Origin of the sequence: Microbacterium sp. NPDC079356, assembly GCF_049545465.1 — a bacterium.
In the GTDB taxonomy this organism is placed as follows: Bacteria; Actinomycetota; Actinomycetes; order Actinomycetales; family Microbacteriaceae; genus Microbacterium; species Microbacterium gawkjiense.
The window spans coordinates 298606-313381 of record NZ_JBMWDN010000001.1 but is presented as its reverse complement, the minus strand read 5'-3'; the positions used below and the strand labels follow the sequence as shown (position 1 = coordinate 313381).

The window sequence follows — 14776 nt, the reverse complement described above, 5'->3', positions numbered from 1 at the left end:
AGCCTATCGCGGGGTGGGGTCGTGACTCGGACGGGCTACTCGGTCAGCTCGCCGAGGGTGACATCGGCGCTCTGCGTCTTGCCGTCGCGAACGTAGACGAGACTGGCCTTCGCGCCCGCCGCCAGCGCACGGACCTGGGCGGTCAGATCGGTCGCGTCGCGGACCGGGACGCCGTCGAACTCGGTGACGACGTCGCCCGCCTTCAGTCCTGCCTGCGCCGCGGCACCACCCGAGGTGACGTCGCTGATGAGGGCCCCCGCGACGGTGCTGTTCTCGGCGTCCGCGGCGTTGCCGACCATCGCGCCGAGCAGACCGTGGCTGGCGGAGCCGTCCGCGATGATCTCGTCCGTGACCCGCTTGACGATGTTCGACGGGATGGAGAACCCGACGCCGATCGATCCCGCCTCGCTCGAGGAGGACGAGCCGCCGCCCGCCGTCGCGATCGCGACGTTGATGCCGATCAGGTCGCCGGTGTCGTCGACGAGCGCACCGCCGGAGTTGCCCGGGTTGATGGCCGCGTCGGTCTGGATGACGGCGATCGAGATCGTGCCCGAGGATCCGGAGCCGCGCTCCTGACCCTGGCCGAAGTCGAACTGGAACGGCGACTCGCCGTTCTGGCCCTGGTCCTGCTGCTGCTCACCGGAGTCCGGGACGGCCGAGGACGCGATCTGGATCGAGCGGTTCAGCGCGCTGACGATACCGGTGGTGACGGTGTTCGACAGACCCAGCGGAGCGCCCACGGCGACGGTCGTGTCACCGACGTTGAGCTTGCTCGAGTCAGCGAAGGTGATCGGGGTCAGCCCGCTCGCCCCCGTCAGCTTGATCACGGCGAGGTCGTAGATCGGGTCGGTCCCGACGATCTTCGCGTCGTACACGCGGCCGTCCGACGTGGTGACCCGGAGGGCCGCATCCGAGCTCGCCCCGTCGAGGGTGACGACGTGCGTGTTCGTGACGATGTAGCCGTCGGAGCTGAGGATCACACCCGATCCGGTGCCGCCGCCGTCCGACGACGTCGCACTGATCGTCACGACGCTCGGGAGGGTCTTGGCCGCGATCCCCGTCGTCTGGTTCACGTTGTCGGGATCGTTGACCGTGACGGTCGTCGATCCGCGCGACACCGAGGTGCTGCTGTTCGCAGCGAACATGTCGTTGCCGATCGCGGCACCGCCGAGACCAGACACCGCGCCGACGATGGCCGCGGCGACGAGGACGGCGACGATCTTGCCGGATCCGACCTTGGCCTCGGCCGCACGGGGCGCGTGAGCGTCGGGCTGGGGTGCGGTCGGCTGACCGGAGAAGCTCGCTCCCGGTGCGTGCTGTCCGCTCGCCTGCGAGCCGTGCGAGAACCAACCACCGCCCGCGTGCGGGGCGCCGGATGCCTGCGGGCCGGCGGCCGACGGACCGGCGGCGCCCGAGTCGGGCAGCGGCGGACGCGGCGGCACGGGGGCGCCGGACGTGTTCGGGTCGGGGATGTTCGAATCGCTCATGGGACTGCTCCTTCTTCGAGGCGACTTCAGAGTGCTCCCGGAGTCTGTGGGCCAGCTATGCCGACCCTCCGATCAGCCTATGGGAGTGGATGACGCCCCGGGTCGCGCCCGCGGAAGCCGCCCGGTGCCGGGCGATACGCTGGGCCGGTGCTGCACATCCCCGGTGCCTGGCAACGCGCAGCCCGCGGCGCCGGCCTCCTCGCCCCCGACGGGACGCTCGCGGCGACGATCTTCGCGGAGATCACCGCCGCCGCCGTCCGCCACGACGCGATCAACCTCGGCCAGGGCTTCCCCGACGAGGACGGTCCCGCCGAGGTGCTCGCCACTGCCGTCGACGCGATCCGTTCCGGCGTCAACCAGTACCCGCCGGGACGGGGAATGCCGGTGCTCCGAGAAGCCGTCGCGGATCACCAGCACCGCTTCTACGGCATCGGCCTCGACCCCGAGCGGCAGATCCTCGTCACGGCGGGAGCGACCGAGGCGCTGACGGCGACCCTGCTGGCCCTGCTGGAGGGACCGGACGATGAAGTGGTCGTCTTCGAGCCCTACTACGACTCCTACGCCGCCGCGATCGCCCTCGCGGGGGCCCGGCTCGTCCCGGTGCCGCTGCGCTGGCCCGACCTCGAACCGGACCTCGCCGATCTGCGCGCGGCGGTCGGCGAGCGGACCCGGATCATCCTCGTCAACGACCCGCACAACCCGACCGGAACGGTGTTCTCCGCGGAGGTGCGCGCCGAGATCGTGCGCCTGGCCGCACACCACGACGCCCTGATCGTCACCGACGAGGTCTACGAGCACCTCGTGATCGACGGGACGCACATGCCGATCGCGACGCTTCCCGGCGCCACCGAGCGGACCCTCACGATCTCCTCGGGCGGCAAGACCTTCCGCACGACCGGATGGAAGGTGGGGTGGGTGAGCGGCCCGGCTGACCTCGTCGACGCCGTCCTCGCGGTCAAGCAGTATCTGACGTATGTGAACGGCGCCCCGTTCCAACCCGCGATCGCCGTCGGCCTCGGGCTGCCGGACGCCTACTTCGACGACCTCGCCGCGACGCAGCGGGAGAGGCGTGACCTGCTCGGCGAGGGCCTGATCGCCGCCGGCTTCGACGTGTCGACGCCGGCCGGGTCGTACTTCACCGTCGCCGACGTCGGTCCGCTGCTGGATGCGGGAGAGGATGCGGCCGGGTTCTGCCGCACGCTGCCCGAACGAGTGGGGGTCGCCGCCATCCCCCTCACCGCCTTCGTGTCCGAGGACCATCGAGCGGACTACGCGGGCCTCGTGAGGTTCGCGGCGTGCAAGCGGACGGACGTCATCGCCGAGGCGGCGCGGCGCCTCGCGGCATCCGCTCGGTGAGACCCGTCCGGGACCTCACTCCCGCGGCACGACGCGGTAGCGGCGCAGCGCTAGCGCCGGGTTGACCCGTCGCACGCGGTCGACCACCGCGGCGTCGACGGCGGCCACCGCGACATCGGTGGCGGTGCCGATGGAGGCCACCGGGACGCCCAGCGGATCGATGACCACGGAGTGCCCGACGCCGAGCGGCGGCGGGTGATCGGCGCCGGCAACGTAGAGCGTGTTCTCGATCGCTCGCGCCTGCAGGAGCGTCCGCCAGTGATCCTCCTTGAGCGGGCCCCGCACCCACTCGGCGGCCACGAGCACGACGTGTGCGCCGGTGTCGGCGAGGATCCGGGCGACTTCGGGGAAGCGGAGATCGTAGCAGGTCATGAGGGCGAATCGGATGCCGTTCACCTCGAACGTCTCGGGCGTCTCGATCCCGCCCGGCTCCACCCAGTCCGATTCGCGCTGCCCGAACGCGTCATAAAGGTGGAGCTTCCGGTAGCGCGCGACGACACCGCCGGCGTCGACGGCGACGACGGTGTTGCGCACGCGATCGCTGCTCGCGGCCCGTTCGACGAGGCCCGCGACGATGTGGACGCCGTGGCGGGCGGCGAGATCCGTGAGCGCCGTCACGAAGGGGCCGTCGAGGTCCTGCGCGTGCGCGGCGAGCGAGGCGTCGAACGGGTCGACGAAGTAGCTCGCGTACTCGGGGAAGAGGACGATCCGCGCCCCGCGCGAGGCGGCGCGCGCGACGAGGTCGGCGATCGTGTCGAGGTTGGCCGCGTCATCGGCGGCCGGCGCGAACTGCGCGACCGCGAGGCCGAGCGGGGTGACGGTCATGGAGTGCCTTCCGAGCGACGGCGCGTGACGAGCGGGACGATGAGCCAGAGGGCCGCGATCACGACGGCCAGGCCGACTCCCGCCACCCAGGATGCCGCACCGCCCACGACGACGTCGAACACGAACGTGACGACGCCGACCAGCAGGGCCGACACCAACACGAGCGCGCCGATCATGCAGAGATGACCGAACCGGACGATGGCGGGCTTGGCGCGACGGGCGAACAGGATGCGGTGCACCGAGACCGGGGCGAGGGCCACGACGGCGCTCAGCGCCGAGAGGACCACGAGCACGAGGTACCCGAGCCGCTGCGAGGACTCCAGGTCGCCGAAGGAGGGTTGGAACGCGAGGGCGAGGAGGAAGCCGGTGAGGATCTGCGTGCCCGTCTGCAGCACACGCAACTCCTGCAGCACCTCGTTCCAGTTGCGGTCGGCCCGTTCGTCGCGGGTCTCGTCCCGCCCGTCGGGCTGTGCGTCGGCGGAGGCATCGGTGTCGCGGCGGACCATGCGTTCCATCCTGCCGACAACGGGCCGCATCCTCGGACCGATTCGCGTGCCCGCGAAACCCGTGCTAGTGTTTTCTCTTGTGCCGCGGGGTGGAGCAGCTCGGTAGCTCGCTGGGCTCATAACCCAGAGGTCGCAGGTTCAAATCCTGTCCCCGCAACAAGAAGAAGAAGGCGTTCCCTCTCCGGAGGGGGCGCCTTCTTCGCGTTCGAACCACGGATCGAGCCGTCACTCGGCCAGCATCGCCCGCTCCATGTCGGCGAGGAACCGCACGATCGTGCGCAGTTCGTCGTCGGAGTACGGTTCGGTCGCCTCCCGCATCCGCCGCAGCCGTTCCCCGAAGTGCTTCCGGAAGGTCGCACGCGCCTCGTCGGTGAGCGCGACGATCCGCGACCGTCGGTCGTGTGGGTGGGGCTTGCGGACCAGGTAGCCGTCGGCTGTCAGCCGGTCGAGCAGTTTCGTCGTCGATGCGGTCGAGATCGCGAGGTGCGTCGCGAGATCGTGGGGCTTCACGACCTCGCCGTGCTGCTCGCGGACGATGAGCATGCGGAGGGCAGCGAGGTCGGTCGTGTTCATGTCCATGTCGCCGCGCATCGAGGCGAACATTCGGTCCAAGGCGTCCGAGAAGGCCCGCACCGCCTCGAGCGCGCCGAGCACAACGACGTCGCGCTCGTTGGCCGGAATCCATGGTTCCGCCACCATTGGACACCTTTCCGGTCGGTCTGTATCATGTCGATTGATCGCTAGATAATCTAGCAAATTACGGAGGAATCGTGTCGGACATCGAGTACGTCGTTCTGCTGGACGACGACGGACGCGACATCGGCACGGCTCCGAAGGCTAGCGTGCACGGGACCGACACCGCACTCCACCTCGCCTTCTCGTGCCACGTCTACAACGATCGCGGGCAGCTGCTCGTCACTCGACGCGCGCTCAGCAAGACCGCCTGGCCGGGCGTCTGGACGAACTCCTTCTGCGGACACCCCGCCCCCGCCGAACCCGTGCTCGACGCCGTCCACCGTCGGGCGGCGTTCGAGGTCGGCCTCACCCTCCGCGACGTCTCGCTCGCCCTCCCGCTCTTCCGGTACCGGGCCACGGACGCCTCGGGCATCGTCGAGCACGAGATCTGCCCCGTCTACGTCGCCTACACGGACGACGAGCCGCGGCTGAACCCCGACGAGGTCGCCGAGGCCCGCTGGGTCGACCCCGCCGACCTGGATGCCTCGCTCACGACGACGCCGTGGGCCTTCAGCCCGTGGCTCGTGCTGCAGGCGCAGCAGCTCGAGCTGTTCGCCCCGCACGAGCAACGGAGGGCCTCGTGATCGGCCTGCCCCCCGCCGCCTGGCGGGAGATCGACGATGCGCTCGAGGTCGCGCTCGAGCGGCTCCGGGTGCGCTCGGCGGCGCTCGGCGAGGCATCGGCGGCTCTCGGGGACGCCACCGCGGCCTCTGCGACGGGCGGCAAGCGCCTCCGGCCCGCGCTCGTCGTCGCCGCCTTCGAGGCGTTCGGCGGTGATGCCGGCCACTCCCCCGGCCTGTGGCGCGTCGCGGCCGCCTTCGAACTGCTCCACGCCGCCTTCGTCGTCCACGACGACCTGATCGACGGCGACGTCGAGCGGCGCGGCATCCCGAACGTCGTCGGCCGCTTCCGCGAACGCGCGCGCGTGCGGGGCGGGGACGAGGACGAATCACGACTGCTCGGGTCGGCGGCGGCGGTGCTCGCGGGAGACCTGCTCCTGTTCGAAGCGACCCGGCTGATCGCGACGGCACCCGCCACGTCGCCCCAGCGTGCGGCCCTGTTCGTCCTGCTCGACGACGCGGTCCTCGTCTCGGCGGCCGGGGAGCTCGCCGACGTCGAACAGTCCATCGGCGCGGACCTGCCGCCGACGGACACGCTCCTGCGCACCGCGCGCGACAAGACGGCCTTCTACTCGTTCCAGGCGCCGCTGGCCGCCGGCGCCCTGCTCGCCGGCGCGAACGACGACCAGCGCGCGGCGCTCGAGGCGGCCGGGTCCGCCATCGGCGTGGCGTTCCAGCTGGCCGACGACCTGATCGGCACCTTCGGCACCCGTGCCGAGGCCGGGCGCGAACCCGGCGCGGACCTGCGCGCCTCGAAACGGACCCCTCTCATCGCGATGGCGGCCGAGACCGAGGCCTGGCCCCAGATCGCCTCGGCCCTGGCGATGGCCCCCACCGGCCCGATCGCGATCGAACACGCCCAGCGCGAGCTGACGGCGAGCGGCGCCCGGGAGCGCACCGTCGAGATGATCGCGCAGACGCTGCGCTCCGCGCGGACCCTCGCCGCCGACGCCGCGCTCCCCCGCGACGCCGTCGTCCTCCTCGCCGCACTCGCTGCCGCCGTGGAGGACCGCATCCCCCGATGACCGACACGCTCTACGACGAGACGGCGGTCGCCGCCGCGGCATCCGTCATCCGCGCCTACTCCACGTCGTTCGGCCTCGCGACGAGCCTGCTCGGGCCGCGCGTCCGGCCGCATGTGCGGAACGTCTACGCCCTCGTCCGCGTCGCCGACGAGATCGTCGACGGCGCAGCCTCCGCTGCGGGAGTCCCGCTCGGCGAGCAGCGCGACGTGCTCGACGCACTCGAAACCGAGACCTACGCCGCGATCGAGCGCGGCTTCAGTGCGAACCTCATCGTCCACGCGTTCGCGCGGACGGCGCGGGAGTGCGGCATCGCGCGGCACCACATCGAACCCTTCTTCGCGTCGATGCGCACCGACCTCGAGCGCGCCGAGCACGACGAGGCGTCGCACGACGACTACGTCTACGGCTCGGCGGAGGTCGTCGGGCTCATGTGTCTGCAGGTGTTCGTGAACGCCGGCGCGGGAGTCCCCCGCGCCCCCGACGCCGTCCTGGTCACGGGGGCGCGTCGGCTCGGCGCGGCGTTCCAGGACATCAACTTCCTCCGCGACCACGCCGACGACGCCGGGCGGCTGGGACGGGACTACCTCGGTGTCGGCGACGGCGCGACGCGCCGCCGCGAGGTGCTCGCGCGCATCGACGGGGACCTGGATGCCGCGGCCGCGACCATCCCGCTCCTCCCCGCCGACTGCCGGGTCGCCGTCGCCACCGCGCACGGCCTCTTCGCCGAACTCACCGAACGGCTGCGCCGCGCCGAGGACCTCAGCGTCCGGGTCCGCGTGCCCACGCCGGTCAAGGCGGCGATCGCCGCCCGCGCGGCCGTCGCGCACCGTCGACCCCTCACGCCTCGCACGACACGACAGAACCGGAGAACCCCCGAATGAGCCGGCGTATCGCGATCATCGGTGGCGGCATCACAGGCCTGGCGACCGCGGCGCTGCTCGCCGACCGCGGTGACCGGGTGACCGTCTTCGAGGCGTTGGACGACGTCGGCGGGCGTGCCGGGAGCTGGGAGAAAGACGGTTTCCGGTTCGACACCGGCCCGAGCTGGTACCTCATGCCCGAGGTGTTCGACCACTTCTTCGCCCTCCTGGGCACGGGCGCCCGGGAACAACTGGACCTGGTGCGCCTCGAACCGGCCTACCGCGTCTACCACGAGGGCGAGCGGGAGCCCTTCGACGTCGTGTCGGGGCGGGATGCCGCCGTCGCGGCCTTCGAGGCGCGCGAACCCGGCGCCGGCGCCGAGCTGGCGACGTACCTGGACTCGGCGGGCGAGATCTACGACCTCGCCGTCTCACGGTTCCTGTACGACCCGTACGTGTCCCTCAAGGGCCTCGCCCACCCCGACGTCCTCCGCAAGCTCGGCACCCTTCTGCCGCTGCTCCTGCGCCCCCTCTCGACCCACGTCGAGAAGAAGTTCTCCGACCCCGTGCTGCAGCAGGTGCTGGGTTACCCGGCCGTCTTCCTCGGCGGATCGCCCTACGACGCGCCGAGCCTGTACCACCTCATGAGCCACCTCGACCTCGACGACGGCGTGCTCTATCCGCGCGGGGGCCTCGTGCAGGTGATCCGGGCGATCGCGCGCCTGGCCGAAGGCCGGGGCGCCGAGATCCGCACCGGCACCCCGGTCGAACGGATCCTCACCGAGGGGGGCCGGGCCACCGGCATCCGCCTGGCCGACGGCACCGTCGTCGCGGCCGACCAGGTCATCTCGACGGCGGACATGCACCACACCGAGACGGTCCTCCTCGAGCCGGAGCTGCGCTCGCGCAGCGACGCGTGGTGGGACAAGCGCACGCCGTCGTTCGGCGCGCTGCTCATCCTCCTCGGCGTCGAGGGGGAACTTCCCCAGCTCGAGCACCACACCCTCCTGTTCACGAAGGACTGGAAGGCGAACTTCGACGCGATCTTCGGCGAGGGAGCCGCAGACGGCATCCCGGACCCCGCGTCGCTCTACATCTGCCGCCCCAGCGCGACGGACGACGACGTCGCGCCGGCCGGGCACGAGAACCTCTTCGTCCTCGTCCCCATGCCCGCCGCTCCCGAGCTCGGCCGCGGCGGCGTGGACGGCGCCGGCGACCCCCGGATCGAGGCGGCCGCCGACGCCGTCATCGCGCAGATCGCCGACTGGACGGGCGTCCCCGACCTCGCCGACCGCGTCCGGGTGCGTCGCACGATCACGCCCGGCGACTTCGCCGCGGACTTCGGCTCGTTCCGGGGCGGGGCGCTCGGACTCGCGCACACGCTCCGACAGTCGGCGATGTTCCGACCGGGCCTGCGCTCGAAGGTCGACGGACTGCTCTACGCCGGCCAGACCGTGCTCCCCGGCGTCGGCCTGCCCATGTGCCTCATCTCGGCGGAGCTCGTCGTCAAACTGCTCGACGGCGACACCTCCACGGGGCAGCTGCCCACCCCGGCGCACGCGAAGGGCTGAGCGCCGTGGCGGGACTGTACCTCGTCGCCCTGATCGTCTCGGCGCTCGGGGTGCTCGCCGTCGACCTCCGGCATCGCCTCGCCCTCGGTGCCGCCCCCAGGCGGACGCTGCTGCTCATCGCGTGCGGCACGGTCTTCCTGCTCGTCTGGGACATCGCCGGCATCGCGAGCGGCGTCTTCGTCCGCGGCGACAGCCCGCTGCTGCTCGGCGTGGACCTCGCCCCGCACCTCCCGCTCGAGGAACCGGTCTTCCTCGCCTTCCTGTGCCACCTGACGCTCGTCGTGCACGCGATCGCCCTGCGTGTCGCCGCGCAGCGACGTGCCGGGCGGGAGGCGGCGTGACGTATCCGCTCCTCGTCGTCCCGTTCGCGCTCGTCACCGCCGTCGTGACCCTCGTCTCCGCGCGGCGCCCGGGTGCTGCGGCGCGCCTCAAGGCCTCCCTGTGGACGGCGATCGTCCTCATCGCCTTCACGGCCGTGTTCGACAACCTGATGATCGCCGCCGACCTGTTCACCTACCCCGAGCAGCACATCAGCGGCATCCGCATCGGCCTCGCCCCGATCGAGGACTTCGCCTACCCGATCTGCGCGGCGTTCCTGCTGCCCGCGATCGGCGCCCTCCTCCCCGCGCCCCGCCGTCGTTCCCAGCGGGATGCCGCATGAGCCCGGCGCTGTTCGTCCGTCAGCTGTTCATCTCCTCACGACCGGTGAGCTGGATCAACACGGCCTACCCGTTCGCCGCGGCGTACCTGCTCAGCGCACGCGAGATCGACCTCGTGCTGGTGATCGGGACGATCTTCTTCCTGATCCCGTACAACGTCGCCATGTACGGCATCAACGACGTGTTCGACTACGAGTCCGACCTCCGCAACCCCCGCAAGGGCGGCGCGCACGGAGCCATCCTCGACAAGCGGCTGCACCCCGCCGTCCTCAGGGCGTCCGTGCTGCTCTGCGCCCCGTTCGTCATCGCCCTCGTGATCGCGGGGCACCCGGCATCCTGGCTCGTCCTCGGCCTGAGCCTGCTCGCGGTCGTCTTCTACAGCGCGCCGCCGCTGCGACTCAAGGAGCGGCCGTTCGCCGACTCGATCACCAGCAGCATCCACTTCTTCTCGCCCGCGGTGTACGCGCTCGTCCTCACCGGCGCGATGTGGATGCCGCAGCTCGTCCTCGTAATCGTCGCGTTCGCCCTCTGGGGCGTGGCGTCGCACGCGTTCGGCGCCGTGCAGGACGTCGTCGCCGACCGCGAGGCGGCGATCTCCTCGATCGCGACCGCGCGCGGCGCCGCGTGGACCGTGCGGTTCTCGCTCGTCGCCTACGCGGCCGCCGGCGCGCTCATGCTCGCCACGGAATGGCCGGGACCGCTGGCCGCGATCGTCGCCATCCCGTATCTCGTCACGGTCTGGCCGTACCGCTCGATCCGCGACGCGGATGCCGCAGCCGCCACCCGCGGCTGGGACCGCTTCCTGTGGCTGAACCAGATCGCCGGGTTCCTCGTCACGCTGCTGCTGATCTGGTGGTGGCTGCTCGTCCGCTGAGCCGCCACCACCCGATCGGTCGGGGTCACTCCCCGTCGAGCTGGATGAGCCGGTCGATGATGTTGGTGAGCCGCTCATCCTGCTCGCCGTAGGCGGCCCAGTCGCCCTTCTGCATCGCGTCGTCGCGGGCGAGCATGACCTCGCGCGCCTCCTGCAGCAGGCGGGCGGTCTCGTCGCCGACACCGGCCGGCGGCGTGGAGGTGCCGTCCGTCGGCTCCGGCGACGGGGTCGCGCCGGGTGTCGCCGACGGCGTCGGGGTCGTCCCGTCGTCGCCCGCGGTCGCGCCGGAGTCGCCGCCGAAGAGCTTGTCGAGTGCCTGCTGGAGGGTGTCCTCGAAGGCGACCTGCTTGCCGAAGGAGACCAGGATCTTCCGCAGCTGCGGCAACTGCGTTCCGCTGGAGGCCTGCACGAAGACCGGCTGCACGTACAGCAGACCGCCGCCGACGGGCAGAGTCAGCAGGTTGCCGTTCAGGACGTCCGACTGGCCCTGCTGCAGCAGGTTGACCTCGCGGGCGACGCTCGCGTTCGAGCGGAACTCGTTCTGCACCTGTCCGGGACCGGGAACGGACACGTCCGCCCCGATCTCGAGCATGCGGAGCGTGCCGTAGTCCTCGCCCTTCTTGCCGGCCTCGGATCCCGCGTTCGAGTCGACCGCGAGGTAGCCGAGCAGCACGTTCCGCTCGTCCTCACCGACCGAGGCGGGGATGAACGAGGTGAACATGGAGAAGGAGGGCTGGTCCTGCCCCGGCATCTGCATCGTCAGGTAGTACGGCGGCTGCAGGTTGGCGGGCGTCACCGGGTCCTGCGGGGTGCGCCAGGCGTTGTCGCGGCGGATGAAGGATTGCGCGTCGTCGACGTGGTAGGTCCCGAGCATGGCGCGCTGCACCTTGAACAGGTCCGTCGGGTAGCGCACGTGGCTCATGAGGTCGCCGGACATCTCGCTCACCGGCTTCAGCGTCGACGGGTAGATCTTCTGCCACGCCTTCAGCAGCGGGTCCTGGTCGTCCCACGCGTACAGCGTCACCGAACCGTCGTAGGCGTCGACGGTCGCCTTCACCGAGTTGCGGATGTAGTTGACGTCGTCGAGCGCGACGCGCGGCTGCGTGTTGGTCGTGTCCGAGATCGCATCCCGCAGGCTCACGATCGAGGAGTACGGGTAGTTGTTGCTGAGGGTGTAGCCGTCGATGATCCACACGACACGACCGTCGACGACGCTCGGGTAGGGGTCGCTGTCGAGCTCGAGGTACGGCGCCACCTTCTGCACGCGATCGCGCGGGTTGCGGTCGTAGAGGATCTGCGACTTCTCGTTGATGCCGTCGGAGAAGAGGATGTCGGTCGACTGGAACTTCAGCGCGTACAGCAACCGGTTGAAGGGGTTGCCGATGTTCGGGCCGCCGTCGCCCGCGAACGTCGTACGGGTCTGGTCGGCGCCGTCCTCACCGCGGGGGTAGTCCAGCTCGACGGGGTCGCTGCCCTCGGGGGCTCCGACGATCGAGTACGGCGGCGACGACTCGCCGAAGTAGATGCGCGGTTCGTACTCCTCGTTCTGCGTGAGGTCGCCCGCGGTCGGGATGCCGCGCTCGAGGAAGACGGGGTTGCCGTCGTCCGTGCGCTCGTTGCCCTTGGCCGCGACGACACCGTAACCGTGCGTGTAGACGAGGGTGTTGTTGTACCAGGACTGCGCGGTGCCCAGCTGGTCGAGGTTGAGCTCGCGCACCGAGACGACGGCATCCTGCGTCTTGCCGTCGATCTCGTACCGGTCGACGTCGAGCGGGTTCTGGAACTGGTAGTACGAGCGGTACTGCTCGAGCTGGCGCACCGTCGGACCGATGATGGCGGGGTCCATGATACGGATCGACGCCGTGGTGTCGGCGTCCGCGCGGAGCTGCCCCTGTTCGGCGGTCGTGACCGCCTCGTACGGGGTCTTCTCGAGCCCATTGATGCCGTAGGCGAACTTCGTCGCCTCGAGGTTCCGCTCCACGTAGGGCGCTTCGTAGGTCTCTAGGTTCGGCGCCACCTGGAACTGGCTCACCGCCCACGGGTAGGCGACGCCCACCACGAGCGAGGAGACGATCAGGAGCGCGGTGCCGATGAGCGGGAAGCGCCAGCGGCCGATGATCGCGGTGACGATGAACAGCGCCGCGACGATGGCGGCGGCGACGGAGAGGATCGCAAGTCCCGGGATGACCGCGTTGACGTCGACGTAGCTCGCGCCGGTGAAGCGCTCGCCCTGCGTCGTGAGGGTCTTGTACTGGTCGAGCCACAGGCTCACGGCCTGCACGGCGAGGTAGAGCGCCGCGACGATGGCCAGCTGGATGCGGGCGGCCTTCGAGATGCGCAGCTCGCGCTGGCCGACGCGCACCGATCCGTAGAGGTAGGAGACGACGACGGTGACGAGCAGGCAGATGAGCAGGACGGCCGAGGCGAACCCGAGGACGACGCTGTAGAACGGCATCTGGAACAGGTAGAACCCGGTGTCCAGACCGAACTGCGGGTCCTTCTGGCCGGTGGAGACGCCGTTCGCCCAGAGCCAGACCGTCTCCCACTGCGCGGAGGCCGCGAACCCGGCGAAGAAGCCGAAGAAGACCGGGATGCCCCACATCGCCAGGCGTCGCAGCGGTTCGACGACCTCCTGGTAGTGGTCAAGCTGCGAGCTGAGTCGCGCGTAGACCGGACGGAGCCGGTAGGCGAGCTGGATGGCCGCGAACACCGGCAGCGCCATCGCGGCGAAGCCGACGAGGAACATGACCACGCGGGCGGTCCACTGCGTCACCAGGACGCCGTCGAAACCGAGTTGCCGGTACCACTGCCAGTCGGTGTACAGGCCCGCGAACGCGAAGAACGCGATCACCAGGACGACGAGCACGCCGACGGTGATGGCGATCGTGCGACGAACAGGATTCGGAGGGGTGGACGTGGCAGGCCCGGCAGGTGTCGAGGTCACCCTTTCATCCTAGGCGGGGGTCATCGGGCGCACGGCCGGGGCGCGGTGCGCTCTGGGCGGAATCGCAGGGGCGGGATGCCGCGCTCAGCCGACCGTGCACACGGGCAGGTCGTCGACGCCCTCCCCCGTGCGGATGGCGTCGAGGGCGGCGAGCGAGTCGTCCAGGGTCGCGACCGGGATGACGCGCAGGTCACCCGGGATGTGCCCGACGACCTCGTCGCAGTTGCGCTGCGGGGCGAGGAAGTAGTCCGCACCGGCATCCAACGCTCCATAGAGCTTCTGACGGATGCCGCCGATCGGACCGATCGTGCCGGCTGAGTCGATCGTGCCGGTGCCGGCGACCTGCTCGCCGCCGTTGAGCTCGCCGGGGGTCAGGGTGTCGATGATGCCGAGGGCGAACATCTGACCGGCGCTCGGACCTCCGATGCGGTCGAGCTGGATCGTCACGTCGATCGGGAAGTCGAAGTCGCGGGCCGTCGTGATCCCGATGATCCAGACCGGGCCGTCCGCCGTCTCGCTGCGCACCGGGGTGACGGTGACCGTGCGCTCGGCGGCACCGCGACGGATGACGAGCTCGACCGGGTCGCCGCCGCCGTCGTTGATGACGGAGCGGAGCTGCGCCGTGTCGCCGATCGGAGTTCCGTCGGCGCTCACGATCTCGTCGCCGACCTCGAGGATCCCGCTCGAGGGCGAGTCCTCCGTGAGGGCGCCGACGCCGACGTGCGAGCGGACCTCGTAGCCGAGCTGCGTGAGCGCCGCCGCCGTCGCCTCCTTCTGCGAGTCGACCATCAGGGCGGCGTTCTCCTCGTTGCGCTGCTCGGTGGTCGTCCCGGCGGGGAACACCTGGTCGATCGGCAGGACCGCCTGGGACGGGTCGAACCACGCCATCGCCAGCTCGAACCACGACGGGGTGCGTTCGCGGTTCCCGGCGATCTGCACGGTGGTGAGGTCGAGGGCACCGGCCGTCGGATAGGTCTCCGCGCCGCGGACGGAGATGAGCGGGACCTCCTCACCGTCGGTGTTCTCGGCCGAACCGAGGGTGTTGACGACGGGTCCCTGGCGCTGGATGACGAACCCGGTCGGGAGGAAGCTCAGCACCAGGAGCGCCACCAACGCGATCACGAGCGCCCAGACGCCCACGGAGAAGCGACGTGACCCGCTAGAGCGCCGCGGGTCGGTGGAGCGCGACGGGGTGGCGGTGGCGTCCTCGAAAAGCGACACGCGGGTCCTTCCTCCGGCGTTCGTTCGCGGCCGGCGTACACGGGATGTCTCCCGCTCGGACCGGGCGGAGAAAACCTGCCATTAGCGTAGAAC

14 protein-coding genes and 1 tRNA gene are annotated in these 14776 nt (G+C 70.8%); 9 read left to right on the top strand and 6 right to left on the bottom strand.

The annotated features are described in order from the left end of the window. Positions 1–35 precede the first annotated feature (35 nt). Positions 36–1487: a S1C family serine protease gene (locus tag ACPEH0_RS01500; RefSeq protein WP_366213189.1), complete on the bottom strand. Its 1452-nt coding sequence runs from the start codon at positions 1485–1487 to the stop codon at positions 36–38. A 147-nt stretch (positions 1488–1634) separates the two neighbouring features. On the opposite strand from ACPEH0_RS01500, the gene ACPEH0_RS01495 reads away from it, so the two are divergent. Further along, positions 1635–2843: an aminotransferase class I/II-fold pyridoxal phosphate-dependent enzyme gene (locus ACPEH0_RS01495; protein ID WP_366213190.1), complete on the top strand. Its 1209-nt coding sequence runs from the start codon at positions 1635–1637 to the stop codon at positions 2841–2843. A 15-nt stretch (positions 2844–2858) separates the two neighbouring features. On the opposite strand, the gene ACPEH0_RS01490 is transcribed toward ACPEH0_RS01495, so the two are convergent. Both ACPEH0_RS01490 and ACPEH0_RS01485 read right to left on the bottom strand, forming a co-directional pair. Continuing rightward, the gene (locus ACPEH0_RS01490; protein ID WP_366213191.1) at positions 2859–3668 is read right to left on the bottom strand and encodes a carbon-nitrogen hydrolase family protein; all 810 of its coding nucleotides are present in this window, start codon (positions 3666–3668) and stop codon (positions 2859–2861) included. Beyond that, positions 3665–4174 carry a DUF6328 family protein gene (locus tag ACPEH0_RS01485; RefSeq protein ID WP_311862414.1) on the bottom strand — a complete coding sequence of 170 codons (510 nt, stop codon included), beginning with the start codon at positions 4172–4174 and terminating at the stop codon, positions 3665–3667. Before ACPEH0_RS01485 ends, ACPEH0_RS01490 begins: the two co-directional genes overlap by 4 nt. Positions 4175–4257: 83 nt before the next feature. Between ACPEH0_RS01485 and ACPEH0_RS01480 the strand changes: the two genes are divergently transcribed. Then, a tRNA-Met gene (locus tag ACPEH0_RS01480) sits at positions 4258–4331 on the top strand. Between the two features lie 68 nt (positions 4332–4399). On the opposite strand, the gene ACPEH0_RS01475 is transcribed toward ACPEH0_RS01480, so the two are convergent. Continuing rightward, positions 4400–4873 carry a MarR family winged helix-turn-helix transcriptional regulator gene (locus tag ACPEH0_RS01475; RefSeq protein ID WP_366213192.1) on the bottom strand — a complete coding sequence of 158 codons (474 nt, stop codon included), beginning with the start codon at positions 4871–4873 and terminating at the stop codon, positions 4400–4402. Between the two features lie 71 nt (positions 4874–4944). On the opposite strand from ACPEH0_RS01475, the gene idi reads away from it, so the two are divergent. Genes idi through ACPEH0_RS01440 form a run of 7 tightly spaced genes read left to right on the top strand, consistent with a single transcriptional unit; the run spans position 4945 to position 10518 of the window. Continuing rightward, a complete protein-coding gene (gene idi / locus ACPEH0_RS01470; RefSeq protein ID WP_366213193.1) occupies positions 4945–5493 on the top strand; it encodes an isopentenyl-diphosphate Delta-isomerase in 549 nt (182 codons plus the stop codon). After that, positions 5490–6554 carry a polyprenyl synthetase family protein gene (locus ACPEH0_RS01465; protein WP_366213194.1) on the top strand — a complete coding sequence of 355 codons (1065 nt, stop codon included), beginning with the start codon at positions 5490–5492 and terminating at the stop codon, positions 6552–6554. Before idi ends, ACPEH0_RS01465 begins: the two co-directional genes overlap by 4 nt. Continuing rightward, the gene (locus tag ACPEH0_RS01460; RefSeq protein WP_366213195.1) at positions 6551–7435 is read left to right on the top strand and encodes a phytoene/squalene synthase family protein; all 885 of its coding nucleotides are present in this window, start codon (positions 6551–6553) and stop codon (positions 7433–7435) included. Before ACPEH0_RS01465 ends, ACPEH0_RS01460 begins: the two co-directional genes overlap by 4 nt. Beyond that, the gene (gene crtI / locus ACPEH0_RS01455; protein WP_366213196.1) at positions 7432–8985 is read left to right on the top strand and encodes a phytoene desaturase family protein; all 1554 of its coding nucleotides are present in this window, start codon (positions 7432–7434) and stop codon (positions 8983–8985) included. Before ACPEH0_RS01460 ends, crtI begins: the two co-directional genes overlap by 4 nt. A 5-nt stretch (positions 8986–8990) precedes the next feature. Then, positions 8991–9326 (top strand): lycopene cyclase domain-containing protein, encoded by a 336-nt coding sequence (locus tag ACPEH0_RS01450; protein ID WP_217530211.1) that lies wholly within the window; start codon positions 8991–8993, stop codon positions 9324–9326. Then, entirely contained in the window at positions 9323–9646 is a 324-nt protein-coding gene (locus ACPEH0_RS01445) for a lycopene cyclase domain-containing protein (protein WP_366213197.1), read from the top strand. The genes ACPEH0_RS01450 and ACPEH0_RS01445 overlap by 4 nt, the downstream gene beginning before the upstream one ends. Further along, on the top strand, positions 9643–10518 hold the full coding sequence (locus tag ACPEH0_RS01440; protein ID WP_366213198.1) for a prenyltransferase: 876 nt from the start codon (positions 9643–9645) through the stop codon (positions 10516–10518). Before ACPEH0_RS01445 ends, ACPEH0_RS01440 begins: the two co-directional genes overlap by 4 nt. A 25-nt stretch (positions 10519–10543) precedes the next feature. On the opposite strand, the gene ACPEH0_RS01435 is transcribed toward ACPEH0_RS01440, so the two are convergent. Continuing rightward, complete coding sequence (locus ACPEH0_RS01435; RefSeq protein ID WP_366213199.1) at positions 10544–13462, bottom strand: UPF0182 family protein; 2919 nt, start codon at positions 13460–13462, stop codon at positions 10544–10546. An 84-nt stretch (positions 13463–13546) separates the two neighbouring features. Beyond that, positions 13547–14683 (bottom strand): YlbL family protein, encoded by a 1137-nt coding sequence (locus ACPEH0_RS01430; protein WP_366213201.1) that lies wholly within the window; start codon positions 14681–14683, stop codon positions 13547–13549. Positions 14684–14776: the final 93 nt, after the last annotated feature.

Excerpts from the sequence above, each read along its gene's own strand:
- crtI (WP_366213196.1), top strand. The coding sequence starts at position 7,432 with ATGAGCCGGCGTATCGCGATCATCGGTGGCGGCATCACAGGCCTGGCG.
- ACPEH0_RS01475 (WP_366213192.1), bottom strand. The coding sequence starts at position 4,873 with ATGGTGGCGGAACCATGGATTCCGGCCAACGAGCGCGACGTCGTTGTG.
- ACPEH0_RS01460 (WP_366213195.1), top strand. The coding sequence starts at position 6,551 with ATGACCGACACGCTCTACGACGAGACGGCGGTCGCCGCCGCGGCATCC.
- ACPEH0_RS01500 (WP_366213189.1), bottom strand. The coding sequence starts at position 1,487 with ATGAGCGATTCGAACATCCCCGACCCGAACACGTCCGGCGCCCCCGTG.
- ACPEH0_RS01485 (WP_311862414.1), bottom strand. The coding sequence starts at position 4,174 with ATGGTCCGCCGCGACACCGATGCCTCCGCCGACGCACAGCCCGACGGG.
- ACPEH0_RS01440 (WP_366213198.1), top strand. The coding sequence starts at position 9,643 with ATGAGCCCGGCGCTGTTCGTCCGTCAGCTGTTCATCTCCTCACGACCG.
- ACPEH0_RS01490 (WP_366213191.1), bottom strand. The coding sequence starts at position 3,668 with ATGACCGTCACCCCGCTCGGCCTCGCGGTCGCGCAGTTCGCGCCGGCC.